This is a genomic window from Streptomyces sp. NBC_01237 (assembly GCF_035917275.1).
Lineage (GTDB): Bacteria > Actinomycetota > Actinomycetes > Streptomycetales > Streptomycetaceae > Streptomyces.
Genome location: NZ_CP108508.1, coordinates 1,870,492 through 1,884,213 on the forward strand (window position 1 = coordinate 1,870,492; position 13,722 = coordinate 1,884,213).

Annotated in this window: 11 protein-coding genes; 4 read left to right on the forward strand and 7 right to left on the reverse strand. The window is 72.1% G+C overall.

Going from position 1 to position 13,722, the window contains the following annotated elements; translation table 11 throughout:
- Window positions 1–62: 62 nt before the first annotated feature.
- Window positions 63–689 (reverse strand): NUDIX hydrolase, encoded by a 627-nt coding sequence (locus tag OG251_RS08285; protein ID WP_326676547.1) that lies wholly within the window; start codon window positions 687–689, stop codon window positions 63–65.
- An 82-nt stretch (window positions 690–771) separates the two neighbouring features.
- Window positions 772–2,436: a CTP synthase gene (locus OG251_RS08290; RefSeq protein WP_326676548.1), complete on the reverse strand. Its 1,665-nt coding sequence runs from the start codon at window positions 2,434–2,436 to the stop codon at window positions 772–774.
- Between the two features lie 424 nt (window positions 2,437–2,860).
- Between OG251_RS08290 and OG251_RS08295 the strand changes: the two genes are divergently transcribed.
- The 4 genes from OG251_RS08295 to OG251_RS08310 all read left to right on the forward strand — a co-directional run bounded on the left by OG251_RS08295 (window position 2,861) and on the right by OG251_RS08310 (window position 8,265).
- Entirely contained in the window at window positions 2,861–4,663 is a 1,803-nt protein-coding gene (locus tag OG251_RS08295) for a glycoside hydrolase family 15 protein (RefSeq protein WP_326676549.1), read from the forward strand.
- A gap of 178 nt (window positions 4,664–4,841) precedes the next feature.
- On the forward strand, window positions 4,842–5,828 hold the full coding sequence (locus OG251_RS08300) for a LysR family transcriptional regulator (RefSeq protein WP_326676550.1): 987 nt from the start codon (window positions 4,842–4,844) through the stop codon (window positions 5,826–5,828).
- Between the two features lie 104 nt (window positions 5,829–5,932).
- Window positions 5,933–6,475, forward strand: a complete 543-nt coding sequence (locus OG251_RS08305; RefSeq protein ID WP_326676551.1) for a DapH/DapD/GlmU-related protein — start codon at window positions 5,933–5,935, stop codon at window positions 6,473–6,475.
- A 164-nt stretch (window positions 6,476–6,639) separates the two neighbouring features.
- Window positions 6,640–8,265 (forward strand): PucR family transcriptional regulator, encoded by a 1,626-nt coding sequence (locus OG251_RS08310; RefSeq protein ID WP_326676552.1) that lies wholly within the window; start codon window positions 6,640–6,642, stop codon window positions 8,263–8,265.
- A 69-nt stretch (window positions 8,266–8,334) separates the two neighbouring features.
- Here the strand turns inward: OG251_RS08310 and OG251_RS08315 are convergent, their stop codons facing one another.
- From OG251_RS08315 to OG251_RS08335, 5 genes are all read right to left on the reverse strand, one after another.
- The gene (locus OG251_RS08315) at window positions 8,335–9,432 is read right to left on the reverse strand and encodes a glycosyltransferase family 4 protein (protein WP_326676553.1); all 1,098 of its coding nucleotides are present in this window, start codon (window positions 9,430–9,432) and stop codon (window positions 8,335–8,337) included.
- 397 nt (window positions 9,433–9,829) lie between these two features.
- Window positions 9,830–11,575: a DNA repair protein RecN gene (gene recN / locus OG251_RS08320; RefSeq protein ID WP_326676554.1), complete on the reverse strand. Its 1,746-nt coding sequence runs from the start codon at window positions 11,573–11,575 to the stop codon at window positions 9,830–9,832.
- 97 nt (window positions 11,576–11,672) lie between these two features.
- Window positions 11,673–12,578 carry an NAD kinase gene (locus tag OG251_RS08325; RefSeq protein WP_326676555.1) on the reverse strand — a complete coding sequence of 302 codons (906 nt, stop codon included), beginning with the start codon at window positions 12,576–12,578 and terminating at the stop codon, window positions 11,673–11,675.
- The gene (locus tag OG251_RS08330; protein ID WP_326676556.1) at window positions 12,575–13,390 is read right to left on the reverse strand and encodes a TlyA family RNA methyltransferase; all 816 of its coding nucleotides are present in this window, start codon (window positions 13,388–13,390) and stop codon (window positions 12,575–12,577) included. Before OG251_RS08330 ends, OG251_RS08325 begins: the two co-directional genes overlap by 4 nt.
- Window positions 13,391–13,397: 7 nt before the next feature.
- A complete protein-coding gene (locus OG251_RS08335; RefSeq protein ID WP_326676557.1) occupies window positions 13,398–13,721 on the reverse strand; it encodes a hypothetical protein in 324 nt (107 codons plus the stop codon).
- Between the last annotated feature and the right edge of the window lies 1 nt (window position 13,722).

A 13,722-nucleotide genomic window follows, 5' to 3' on the forward strand; every position in this document is an offset into this window, starting at 1 on the left:
GGATCAGCGTTTTTTATGATCGTCCGACCGGGGACCCCGGAAAGCGGTGGACCCGACGGCCGTCAGGCCTCGAACGGCCGGGCGGGCCAGGGCGCCTCGGCCGGGCGCAGCGAGTCCACTCCCCCGCCCGCGAGCGCCGCGGTGAGCGCGAGCACGCCCACCACCAGGCAGGAGTTGTGCAGATCCCCGGCGAGCACACCGCGTACCAGCTCCGTCAGCGGCACCCGGGCCTGTTCCATGTCGGCCTCCTCCTCGGAGACCGCGTACCGCTCGCCCTCGGCCTCGGAGAGGTTCCGGGCGAGGAAGACGCGTACGGCCTCGTCGCTGCCGCCGGGCGTGGTGAAGATGTCCGTCAGCACCCGCCACTCCTCGGCCTTGACGTGCGCCTCCTCGTACAGCTCGCGCTGGGCCGCGTGCAGCGGGTTCTCGCCGGGGATGTCGAGCAGCCCGGCGGGGATCTCCCAGAGCTTGTGGCGCACCGGGTGCCGGTACTGCCGCAGGACGAGGACGCGGTCCTCCTCGTCGATGGCGAGAACGGCGACGGAACCGGGGTGGACCTGGTAATCGCGGCGCGCGACCGTGCCGTCGGGCATCACCACGTCGTCGGTGCGGACGCTGGTCTTCTTACCGGTGAAGGGGGTCACCGTCGCGGTGACCTGCCACTCCTCGGGCGTGTCCTGGAAACCCATGTACGTCCTCCCACGAACAAACAGAAACCGGGGTACGCATCCCTGAAGGATCCGTACCCCGGCCAACCGTAGTGCCTCGGTGTTACTCGCCCGTCGTGCGAGCGGCGAGCTGACGCTCCACGGCCGCCTTCACCAGACCCGCGAAGAGCGGGTGCGGGCGGGTCGGGCGGGACCGCAGCTCCGGGTGCGCCTGCGTGGCGACCAGGTAGGGGTGGACCTCGCGCGGGTACTCGACGTACTCGACGAGCTTGTTGTCCGGGGAGGTGCCGGAGAAGACCAGTCCGGCCTTCTTCTCCAGCTCGGCACGGTAGGCGTTGTTGACCTCGTAGCGGTGGCGGTGACGCTCCTCCACGTAGGGCTGGCCGTCGTACGCCTCGCGCACGAGCGAGCCCTCGGCGAGCTTGGCCGGGTAGAGGCCGAGCCGCATGGTGCCGCCCAGGTCGCCCGCGCCCTCGACGTACGCGAGCTGCTCCTCCATCGTGGAGATGACGGGGTGCGCGGTGGCGGCGTCGAACTCGGTGGAGTTGGCGTCGGGGATCTCGGCGAGGTTGCGCGCCGCCTCGATCACGATGCACTGCAGGCCCAGGCAGAGGCCGAGCAGCGGCACCTTGTTCTCACGGGCGTACTGGATGGCGCCGATCTTGCCGTTGACACCGCGGTCGCCGAAGCCGCCGGGGACGCAGATCGCGTCGACGTCACCGAGCTGCTTCGCGGCACCCGCCGCCGTCTTGCAGTCGTCGGAGGCGACCCACTTGACCTTGACACGGGCCTTGTTGGCGAAGCCGCCGGCCCGGATGGCCTCGGTGACCGAGAGGTAGGCGTCCGGCAGGTCGATGTACTTCCCGACGAGCGCGACGGTGACCTCGTGGTCGGGGTTGTGCACCCGGTCCAGCAGGTCGTCCCAGGTGGTCCACTCGACGTCCCGGAACGGCAGGTCGAGCTTGCGCACGACGTAGGCGTCCAGGCCCTCGGTGTGCAGCACCTTCGGGATGTCGTAGATCGACTTGGCGTCCACACAGGCCACCACGGCGGCCTCGTCCACGTCGCACATCAGCGAGATCTTGCGCTTGATGGCGGTGGGCACGTCACGGTCGGCGCGCAGCACGATGGCATCCGGCTGGATACCGATGTTGCGCAGGGCGGCCACGGAGTGCTGGGTGGGCTTGGTCTTCAGCTCGCCGGACGGGCCGATGTAGGGCAGCAGCGAGATGTGCACGACGAAGACGTTGTCGCGGCCGACCTCGTGGCGGACCTGGCGGACGGTCTCCAGGAACGGCAGCGACTCGATGTCACCGACCGTGCCGCCGACCTCGGTGATGACGACATCGACGTCGTCGGTCGCCATGCGGCGGATGCGGTGCTTGATCTCGTTGGTGATGTGCGGGATGACCTGGACGGTGTCGCCGAGGTACTCGCCGCGCCGCTCCTTGGCGATGACCTGGGAGTAGACCTGGCCGGTGGTGACGTTGGCCGAGCCGTCGAGGTCGACGTCGAGGAAGCGCTCGTAGTGGCCGATGTCCAGGTCGGTCTCGGCGCCGTCGTTGGTGACGAACACCTCACCGTGCTGGAAGGGGTTCATCGTGCCGGGGTCGACGTTGAGGTAGGGGTCGAGCTTCTGCATGGTGACCCGCAGGCCCCGCGCCTTGAGCAGGGCACCCAGGCTGGAGGCAGTCAGACCCTTGCCGAGGGAGGAGGCGACACCCCCGGTGACGAAGATGTGCTTGGTCGTCGTGGATGTGGGCTGCATAGCCAAAGGGGGCTCCCGTGGTCGCGATGATGAGGTGCGTACCGGCTGCCGAACCGGAGAATCCGGAGGTGCCGTCGCTGCGGTTCGGGGGCCTCGTCCGCTGTCGCGAACGACCACCGGTCCACGGGCTACCAGGGTAACAGCGACGGCGGGAGGCTGCTTCCGGCCACACCCCTCACACTGGCATCACAAGTTCACCGCACTGGTTTCACGTCCCACCCGTTCGGCTCAGACGTATTGCGAAGACCGTCGCGCGGATCTTGCTGGTGCGTCGTATCCTGCTCAAACATTCGCTGCCGAGCCGGCCTGTAAGCGGCACCACCCCAGCCCGCTCACCGGTGCAGGAGCTTGTCGGTTCTACGACCCCCTTGAACCCGCAGTAAGAGCCCTGAGGGGCGACAAGGCCGTTCGACTGGAGACGCACGTGGCCGGGCGCATCGAGGATTACGCACTCATCGGAGACATGCAGACCGCCGCCCTGGTCTGCCGGGACGGCACAGCCGACTGGCTGTGCCTGCCACGCTTCGATTCGCACGCCGTCTTCGCAGGACTGCTGGGCACCGAGGAGCACGGCTTCTGGCGTCTGGGTCCTGCGCGGGCGGAAGGAGCCGAGCCGCCGACGGCGGACCGGCGCCGCTATCGCGGGGACTCCCTCATCCTGGAATCGGAGTGGGACACGCCGCGCGGCACGGTCCGCGTGACCGATTTCATGCCGCCGCGTGACGGCGCACCGCAGCTCATCAGGATCGTGGAGGGCGTCAGCGGCCGGGTGCCGATGCGCTCGGAACTGCGCATGCGGTTCAGTTATGGCCGGGTGACACCCTGGGTGCACAAGGTCGACTCCCGCACCGTCGCCGTGGCGGGACCGGATTCCGTCTGGCTGGACACCGAGGCGGAGACGTACGGCAAGAACCTGACCACGTACTCCGACTTCACCGTGGCACCCGGGGACCGGATCGCGTTCACGATCAGCTGGCAGCCCTCGCACCATCAGCCGCCCGCGCTCCCGGACCCGGAGGGTTCCCTGGAGGCGACCGAGCTGTTCTGGCGCGAGTGGGTCGATCAGTGTACGTACCACGGGCCCTATCGGGAGGCCGTGGTCCGCTCACTGATCACCCTCAAGGCCCTCACCTACGCCCCGACCGGCGGCATCGTGGCGGCGCCGACCACCTCGCTCCCGGAGGAGATCGGCGGCGTCCGGAACTGGGACTACCGCTACACCTGGCTGCGCGACGCCGCGATCACTCTCTCCTCGCTGCTGCGCACCGGCTACCGCGAGGAGGCACGCGCCTGGCGCGAGTGGCTGCTGCGGGCGGTGGCGGGTGACCCGGAGAACCTGCAGATCATGTACGGCATCGCGGGCGAGCGGGAACTGGGCGAGGCGGAGCTGGACTGGCTGCCCGGCTACGAGAACTCCGGGCCCGTCCGGGTCGGCAACGGCGCGGCGAACCAGCTCCAGCTCGATGTGTACGGCGAGGTCACCGAGGCGCTGCACCTGGCGCACATGACGGGGCTGACCCGCAACGACTACGCGATGGGCCTCCAGCTCAAGCTGATCGAGTACCTGGAGAAGCACTGGTTCGAGCCCGACGAGGGCATCTGGGAGGTACGCGGGCCGCGCCGGCACTTCGTGCACTCCAAGGTGATGGCCTGGGTCGCGGTCGACCGCACGATCAAGCTGATCGAGTCCGGGGACGCGGAGGGACCGCTGGAGCGGTGGCGCGAGCTGCGCGACGACATCCACCGCGACGTCTGCGAACAGGGCTACGACAGGGAACGCAACACCTTCACCCAGTCGTACGGGTCGAAGGAGCTCGACGCGTCCTTGCTGCTGATTCCGCAGATGGGCTTCCTGCCGCCGGACGACAAGCGGGTCATCGGCACGATCGAGGCGATCCAGCGTGAGCTGTCCACGGAGGACGGCTTCGTCCTGCGCTACCCCACGGCGGGGGACGCCGCGGGCGTGGACGGCCTGGAGGGCGACGAGGGCGCGTTCCTGGCCTGCTCGTTCTGGCTCGCCGACGACCTCGCGATGATCGGCCGGGTCGACGAGGCCCGCCAGCTCTTCGAGAAGCTGCTGTCCCTGCGCAACGACCTGGGCCTGCTGGCCGAGGAATGGGACTCCAGGCTCCAGCGCCAGGTGGGGAACTTCCCGCAGGCGTTCAGCCATGTGCCGCTCATCGACACGGCACTGCGGCTGACGGCCAGCGGAGCGTACGTGGGCTGACGCGACGCGGAACGCCGCAGGATCCCCGATCCCCTGCCCTTCCCACCGGTGCTGCCCACCGCGCGGCCGGGAGGACAGGGGATCCGGCGTTCCCGCACATCAACCGCGCGGCAGCGCGACCGGACAACCGGCCCTCGGCGAGCCACAACGATCGGTTGTGCGCGCCTAAGGTGAACCGGTGAACACCGAGGCATTGCGATCGTTCGTCCGGGCGGCCGAGATCGGGCAGTTGCAGCAGGCGGCCGATGAGCTGGGCGTGACGCAGCAGGCGGTCTCCAAGCGGATCGCCGCCCTGGAGCGCGAGCTGGGTGTCCGGCTGTTCACCCGTACCGCCCGAGGGGTCGAGCTGACGCTCGACGGTCAGGCGTTCCTCCCCCACGCGCGGAGCATCGTCGCGGGTATGGAGCGCGCCATCGGCGCGGTCAGGCCGGGCTCCCGAGCCCTTCGGATCGACGTTCTCGGCCTGCGAAGCGCGCAGGCCGTGGTGCTCCACGACTACTGGCGGTCGCATCCCGAGACCGACCTCGACGTGGTGACCCTCCGGGTCGACGACCCACGCGTGGTGGTCGCCGCCGTCGAAGCGGGCGATATCGACGCCTCGTTCCGTACCGTCACCGCCCCGGACGCACTGCCGCCCGACGTGCGGATGATCCACGCGTTCGCCTCTCCGCTGGAACTCCTCGTCGGCCCGGGACATCCGCTCGCCGCCGCGCGGAGCCTCACACCACCGCAGCTGCGCAGACACCGGATCTGGGTGCCGGGCATCGCCCCCCGGAGCGAATGGTCGGATTTCTACGATCAGCTCGCCACCGACTTCGACCTGCGCATCGACGCGGCAGGCCCGCACTTCGGGGACGAAGTGCTCCTGGACACCCTCGCGGACTCCGCGGACGTGGCCACCCTCGTCGGGGCGCGCGACCGGTACATCTGGCCGGCGGGCCACGACCTGCGCCGTATCCCCGTCGTGAATCCGACGCTCGCCTACCCGCTCTCCCTCCTCCTCCCCAGGACGAATCCACACCCGGGACTCCGCGGGATCATCACCCACCTCGAAAGCCTGCCGGTCCTCCCCGGGCCGGTCTGGCTCCCACCCTGGGCCACGACACCACGGCGCGGCGCCGACGACAGCGCGGACGCCCGCGGCTCCCCACCCCGGCAGGGGTGACGCGACCGGCCGGCGACGGCAGCCTCCACCGGCTCCCGGTTGTCCCGTCCCACCACCGGTACACGGGAGTCCGACCACCGGTACACACCAGAAAGGTTCGTGGCATGTCCAGCGACCGTCTCCTGCGCATCCACAGCGCCGAGTTCCAGGCCATGGCCGAGAGGGTCCTGCGGGCCACCGAACTCACCTCCCGTCTGAACGTCCTGCCCTTCGAGGACGAAGCGGGCAAAGCGGAACTGTTCGAACTGATCCTCGGCAGGCCGCTGCCGAGGAAGGTCACGGTCCATCCGCCCTTCTACACGGACCACGGCCTGCGTCTGGACCTCGCGGAGCGGGTGTTCATCAACCAGAACTGCACGTTCCTGGACTACGCCGGCATCCGGCTCGGCGAGCGTGTGATGGTCGGGCCGAAGGTCACGTTCATCACCGTCGGCCACCCGGTCGACCCGGAGGAGCGACGGGGCTGGCTGAGCGGCGGACCCATCGACGTGGCGGAGAACGTGTGGATCGGCGCCGGTGCCACGATCCTGCCCGGCGTCAGCATCGGCCGCGATGCCGTGGTCGCCGCCGGCGCGGTCGTGGCCGATGACGTTCCGCCGGCAAGCCTGGTGACCGGAGGGAAGGCGACCGTGCACCGACAGTGGTGACGGCCCCCGCGGGCCACGCCGTGCACCGCGCGACGGGTTCCGTCTCCATCACGACATCGAGCCCGCCACCGTCCGCGCGTGACGCGGGGGCCGACCGCCGGGTAGCTTCCTGACCAGGGCTGCTGCCCGTTTCGTAGGTGAGTGGAAGCACGAGGCCGAAGTCTGTGGAGAGCCAAGGCGGAATCACCGTCCGACGCGCGCTGGAACTGCCCGGCCTGCGCGGCGGTCTCCCGGAGGTGGTGGCCGGTGCCGAGCGGCTGAACCGAACGGTGCGCTGGGTGCACGCGGGCGAGGTGCCGAACATCGCCTCCCTGCTCAAGGGCGGCGAGCTGCTCCTCACCACCGGTCTGGGCCTCGGCACCCGCCCCGCCGAGCAGCGCGCGTTCGTCCGCAGACTCGCCGACCGCGGCATCGCCGCCCTCGTGGTCGAGCTGGGTCCGCGCTTCAGCAGGCTGCCCGCGTCCATCGTGGACGCCGCGCGGGCGGCCGGGCTGCCCCTGGTCCAGCTGCACCGCGAGGTGCCGTTCGTCGCGGTCACCGAAGAGGTCCACACGGAGATCGTCAACGGGCACTACGCGCTGCTCCAGCAGGCCGAGGAGGTGCACCGGCGCTGCACACACGCCCTGCTCGGCGGGGGTGGCGTACCGCAGGTCCTCGGCATCCTGGCGGACTTCACCGCCAACCCGGTCTTCCTCGAAACACCCGACGGCCAGCTCCTGTACGCGGCCGGCACCGGCACCGGCCCGGTGGGCGCCGACCCGCTCCAGGTCTGGGACGGCATGCGCGGCGGCCGGGCGGCCCGCGAGACACCGCCGACCGGCGCGGTGCTGGTGGATGTTCCGGGCGGTGGCCCGGGTACCGGTTCGGTACGGGCCAGGCTGGTGCTGCTCGCCGTGTCCGGTCCGCTGGTGACCGTGCACCGGATGGCGGCGGAGCGGGCGGCGGGCATCCTCGCGGTCGTCCTGATGCAGGCACGGCAGGAGGAGGAGCTGGCGGCCCGCGGCCGGGGCGACTTCCTCACCGACCTCGCGGAGGGCCGGATCACCCCGGAGGACGCGCCCGCGCAGGCCCGGGTGCTCGGTTTCAAGCCCGGCGACACCCCGCTGCTCCCGGTCGTGATGCGGCTGGCCCCCGAGCTGTCCCTCTCGGGCAACTGGGCGCTGCTGGCCCGCGCCGTGCTGGAGGAGCTGTCCTCCGTCGGCGTACCGGTCCTGCTGGGGGTGCGGCCCGTGGAGGGCCGGGTGCCACTGCTCCTGGGCCTGCGCTCGGAGAGCGAACGCACCGCCGTCGCGGACCGGGTGGCCGCGGCGCTGCGGGCGGGTGTGGAGCGGGCCGGGCTGGAGCGGGCGGGGGCCCATCCGCCGGTCGTGGTGGTCGGCGTCGCGGGCGGCTGGGCGGCGGCCGGGGCGGGGCTGCGGCACGCGGCGGAGACGGCCGCGGCGGCGCAGGGGCTGAGCGACCGGCCGTGGTACGACGCCCGGCGGCTGGACATCGACCTGCTGCTGTGGCGGCTGCGGGACCATCCGGACCTGGCGGCCTTCGTGGACCGGGCGATCGGCCCGCTGCGCGATCACGACCGCACCTCGCGCCCCGCGCTGCTGCCCACCCTGGAGATGTACCTCGCCCATGCGGGCCGCAAGGCGGAGACGGCGCGCGAGCTGCATCTGAACCGGCAGACGCTCTACAACCGGCTGGCCCGCATCGGTGAACTGCTCGGCACCGACCTGGACGACCCGCAGACGGTACTGGCCCTCAGCCTGGCGCTGCGGGCCCGCCGCCACGCCGGATGACGTGGCGGCCGCGGCCACGCCGGATGACATCGCCGCCGCACAGGGCCGGTGCTTCGGCGCCCCGTCCGCTCAGCGCACTCGGGGCACCGCCAGGGGCTGCGCCAACTCGTCGTACACGCTGAGCACTTGGGCGATCGTGTCGTCCTCGGTGGGCCATCCGGCCGCCCGGATCCGCCCCGCATCGGCGAGCCGCTCGCGTCGCCGCGGATCGCCGAGCAACCGCACGACGGTACGGGCCAGCGCCTCGGCGTTCCCGTACGGGACCAGTTCCGCGGCGTCACCCACGAGTTCGGGCACCCCGCCGACCGCGGTGGCGACCAGCGGCACGCCGAGCCGCAGTGACTCCTGCGCCAGCAGCGACCGGGCCTCCCAGCGGCTGGGCACGACGGCCACGTCGGCGGTGGCCAGCAGTTCACCGATATCGTTCCGGCCCCCGAGGAGAGAGACCGGCAACTCCTCTTCCCTGACGCGCCGTTGCAGCGCCGCCCGGTCCCGCCCCTCGCCCGCGATGATCAGCAGGGGCGCGGGATCGAGTTCACGCCATACCCGGGCGGCGTCCAGCAGGGTGTCGAATCCGTGATGCGGTACGAGACTGCCAGCGGCCATCAGCAACGGGCGCCCCACCGCTCCCAGTTCGGCCCGCACCTTGGCGCCGTGGACGGTGTCGGGGAACCGGGCGACCGGCACGGCGACCGGTGCGAGCCGGGCATCGCGCGCCCCTCGGCCGCGCGCCCGGTCCACCAGGTCCGACGACGGGGCGAGCACAACGTCCGCCGCCCGCACGGCCCTTCGCTCCAGCAGCCGCAGCACCCGCCGACGGGCGCCTTCGGCATGGACGCGGGTGTGCCAGGTCATGACCAGCGGAACCGTACGGCCGCTGAGGGCGAGAGCGGTACGCACGGCCGCGTGCAGCCCATGGGCGTGCACGACGTCCGCGCCCGCGCAGGCGGCGCGCAGCGCGGCGACGGCCGCCGGGTCGCTGCGCCGGGGCACGGGGGCGAAGTGGGCCCCCGTCGCCGGGAAGTCGTAGACGCGGTCCACTGCGGCCGGGGCGCAGACGGTGACCTGCACTCCCCTGGCGATCAGTCCCGCGGCCAGCGAACCGACGTGCGCGCTACTGCCCGCACTGCCGCCGCCCAGGACTTGGACCGTACGCAGATGTGACACGTTGAATGGCTCCCGGGGCTCCCGAGTCGGCGGTGGGTACTCACCAAGGATGCCAGTCCGTACGCACGTTCCGGGACCGCAGGAACGTTGCTGCGGCACCCTCGTCGACAACCGGACGCACCGCACCACTCGTACGAGTGAAGTACCTGGCGCGAAGTTGCCGCCCCTGGTAGGACCACATCCCCGAGCGCACGCCCGGAGCGCGAAGAGAGCGCGCCCGGCGCCCACGGAGTAGAGGGGACGAGCCGACAAGCGCCTCCGGACCGCCCAGGGGGGCGGGTCCGGGCCGGTCAGGGAGCCGGTACGGGGCCGGCACGGGGACTACCCGGTGCCGGCCCCGTACCGCAGCCCCGTACAACCGCCTCCGGTGCGCCGCCCGTACCGCAGCCCCCGTCCGTCAGCCGTCCGCCCGTGCCGTGGCCAGCAGTTCCTCGGCGTGCGCCCGTGCCGTCTCGGAGTCCTCCTGGCCGGCCAGCATCCGGGACAGCTCCCGCACCCGGTCCTCGCCCTCCAGGACCGTGACACCGCTCCTGGTCACCGAGCCGTCCACCGTCTTCTCGACCAGCAGCTGCCGGTCCGCGAAGGCCGCCACCTGCGGCAGGTGCGTCACCACCACCACCTGGGCCGACCTGGCGAGCTTCGCCAGACGGCGGCCGACCTCGACCGCCGCCTTGCCGCCGACGCCCGCGTCGACCTCGTCGAAGAGGTACGTCGGTACGGGGGCGGAGCCCGCGAAGACCACCTCGACGGCGAGCATCACCCGGGACAGCTCACCGCCCGAGGCGCCCTTGGCGATCGGCCGGGGCGGGGCCCCGGGGTGCGGGGCCAGCAGCAGCTCGACCTCGTCGGCACCGGACGGGCCGTAGAGGACGCTCCGCCCCCCGATGTCGATGCCGGACGCCTCGTCCGGCGCCTCGGTCTGCCGGACGGCGAACGAGACCCGGGCGTGCGGCATCGCGAGGGAGGCCAGCTCCGCGGTCACCGCCTCGGCGAAGCGTGCCGCCGCCTCCGTACGGGCGTCGGTCAACGCCTGCCCGAGTCCGGACAGTTCGGAGCGCAACGCGTCCCGCTCCGCCGTCAGCTCGCCGATCCGGTCGTCGTCGCCCTCCAGCTCGGTGAGCCGGCCCGCGCCCTCCTCGGCCCAGGCCAGCACGGCACCGATGTCCGCGCCGTACTTACGGGTCAGCGCCGTGAGGGCGGCCCGCCGCTCCTCGACCGCGGCGAGCCGCAGCGGATCGGCGTCCAGCTGATCCGCGTACCCGGACAGTTCCCCGCCCACGTCGGCGAGCAGGATGGAGATCTCGCCGATCCGGTCCGCCAGCGCGGCCAGGACCGGGTCGTGGGCCCGCACCGCGTCCAGGGACCGGCCGGCGGCCGCGACCACGGTCGTGGCGTCGATGCCCTCCGGGTCCTCGGGATCGCCCACGAGCGCGGTGTGCGCGAGCGCCGCGGCGGAGGCGAGGGCCTCCGCGTGGCCGAGCCGTTCGGCCTCGGCCGCCAGTTCGGTGTCCTCCCCGGCCAGCGGCTCGACCCCGGCGACCTCGTCGAGGCCGAAACGCAGCAGATCCGCCTCCTGGGCCCGTTCCCGGGCCCGGGTGGTCAGCTCGTCGAGCTCCGTGACGACGGCCCGCAGCCGCCGGTAGGCCGCCGCGTACTTGGCGTGCGGGACATCGACGCCGCCGCCCGCGTACCGGTCCAGGGCCTGCCGCTGCCGCGCGGGCTTGAGCAGTCCCTGCTGGTCGGTCTGACCGTGCACGGCGACAAGTTCGTCGGCCAGCTCGGCCAGCACCCCCACGGGCACGGATCTGCCTCCGAGGTGCGCCCGGGAGCGCCCCTCCGCCGAAACGGTACGGCTGATCAGCAACGCGCCGTCGTCGAGTTCCGCACCGGCCTCCTCGGCGCGCAGCGCTGCCGCGTCGCCCTCGGAGACGGTGATCCGCCCCTCGACGACCGCCGCCTTGGCACCGATCCGCACCAGGGCAGGGTCGGCGCGCCCGCCGAGCAGCAGCCCGAGACTGGTGACGACCATGGTCTTGCCCGCTCCGGTCTCGCCCGTCACCGCGGTGAAGCCGGGTGACAGCTCCACCACCGCGTCGTCGATGACTCCGAGCGACCGTATCCGCATCTCCTCCAACACGGACATGACCTTACGAGGTCCGGGAGCCGGTGTGTGACGGCCCCCGGTCGTCAATTCACTCTCCCGGGCACCGGAGGACCCTTGGCGAGGGACCGCCGGAGCATCAGTTGGGCGCGCCCCGCCAGCCCGAGACCGGCAGCGCGAACTTCGCCACCAGCCGGTCCGTGAACGAGGCCTGGTGCAGCCTGGCCAGCCGTACGGGCACCGCGCCACGCCGTACCTCGACCCGTGCGCCCGCCGGGAGCTCGACGGTCCTGCGGCCGTCGCACCAGAGCACCCCGTGCGGGGTGTGCGGCTGGACCTCGACGGCGAGGACCGAGTCCGGCGAGGTCACCAGCGGCTTGGCGAACAGCGCGTGGGCGCTGATCGGCACCATCAGGAGCGCCTCGACCTCGGGCCAGACGACGGGCCCGCCCGCCGAGAAGGCGTACGCCGTCGAACCGGTCGGGGTCGCACAGACGATCCCGTCGCAGCCGAACCCGGTCACCGGCCGGCCGTCGATCTCCAGCACGACCTCCAGCATCCGTTCGGGCGACACCTTCTGCACGGCCGCCTCGTTGAGCGCCCAGTCGGTGTGCACGATGTCACCGTTGCTGTGCACGATCACATCGAGCGTCATCCGTTCCTCGACCTGGTACGCGCGGGTGACGACCCGGTCGACCACCTTGTCCAGGTCGTCCCGCTCGGCCTCGGCGAGGAAGCCGACCCGGCCGAGGTTGACCCCCAGCATCGGGACGCCGGAGGCCCGGGAGAACTCCGCGCCGCGCAGCAGCGTGCCGTCCCCGCCGAGGACGATCAGCAGCTCGCAGCCGTCCACGGCCGCCGGTGTGGTGTCCGTGACCGTCTCCACGGACGGCGGCAGCGGCAGATCGGCCGCCTCGGTCGCCAGGACCCGCACACCGAGGCCGCTGCGCAGCAGCCCCTGCACGACGAGTTCCGCGCTCCGGATCGCGGCCGGCCGGCCGGTGTGCGCCAAAAGAAAGACTGTTCGTGCCGCATTCGTCGTCAACGAGGCCCCTCCGCCACTGCACGGTCGACATCCGCGGGATCCAGCTCAGGTGCACCGGCCCGCAGCCACAGAAAGTACTCGACATTCCCCGACGGTCCGGGCAACGGGCTGGCCGTCACGCCCCGGACGCCCAGGCCCAGCCCCCAGGCCCGGCGCGCCACCTCCCGTACCGCTTCGGCCCTCAGCTCCGGGCTGCGCACCACCCCGCCGCTGCCGAGCCGCTCCTTGCCCACCTCGAACTGCGGCTTGACCATGAGGACCAGGTCGGCGTCGGGCGCCGCGCAGCGCGCGAGGGCGGGCAGCACGAGCCCCAGCGGGATGAACGACAGGTCGCCGACCACCAGGTCCACCGCCTGTCCGTCGATCGCCTCCAGCGTCAGCTCCCGCACATTGGTGCGGTCCTTGACGATGACGCGTTCGTCGGACTGGAGCGACCAGGCCAACTGTCCGTAGCCGACGTCGACGGCGACGACACGGTCGGCACCGGCCCGCAGCAGTACGTCGGTGAAGCCGCCGGTCGACGCCCCGGCGTCCAGCGCCCGCCGTCCCTCGACGCCCAGCCCGAGGGGGACGAAGGCGGCGAGGGCGCCCGCGAGCTTGTGCCCGCCGCGCGAGACGTAGTCGGGGTCGCTGTCGTCCTTGGTGACGACGACCGCGGCACTGGTCTCGACCTGGGTGGCGGGTTTGGTCGCGGTGTTCCCGCCGACGGTCACCCGCCCCGCGGCGATCAGCTGGCTCGCGTGCTCACGAGAGCGGGCGAGCTTGCGGCGTACCAGCTCGGCGTCGAGGCGGCGACGTGCCACTCCTGCCACGTTCGGTTCAGCTCCTGTTGTTGTACGAGGGCATGGGCGCGGGCCCGGGTGCGGGTGCCGGACGGGTGTCCAGCGAGGTCAGCGCATCACGCAGCCCACGGTGTACATCCTCGTACACGTCGGTGTGTCCGTCCGCCGGGAGGTGGTCGGCGTCGGCCAGACGCTCCAGCTGGGCATCGATATCGGCGCTCCCGGTGGGGGTGCGTCCGACGCCGAGGGGCGCGGGGTCCGCGGGCTCGAAGGAGGGAGCGGCGGCGGCCGCGTCGGCCTGGGCCGTTTCCCCGGGCGTACTCGCGGGCGCCGTCTCCGGCCCCGGCATCCAGTCGCTCATG

Coding starts and splice junctions, on each gene's coding strand:
- OG251_RS08285 (WP_326676547.1), bottom strand. CDS start 689: ATGGGTTTCCAGGACACGCCCGAGGAGTGGCAGGTCACCGCGACGGTG.
- OG251_RS08290 (WP_326676548.1), bottom strand. CDS start 2,436: ATGCAGCCCACATCCACGACGACCAAGCACATCTTCGTCACCGGGGGT.
- OG251_RS08305 (WP_326676551.1), top strand. CDS start 5,933: ATGTCCAGCGACCGTCTCCTGCGCATCCACAGCGCCGAGTTCCAGGCC.
- recN (WP_326676554.1), bottom strand. CDS start 11,575: ATGTCCGTGTTGGAGGAGATGCGGATACGGTCGCTCGGAGTCATCGAC.
- OG251_RS08335 (WP_326676557.1), bottom strand. CDS start 13,721: ATGAGCGACTGGATGCCGGGGCCGGAGACGGCGCCCGCGAGTACGCCC.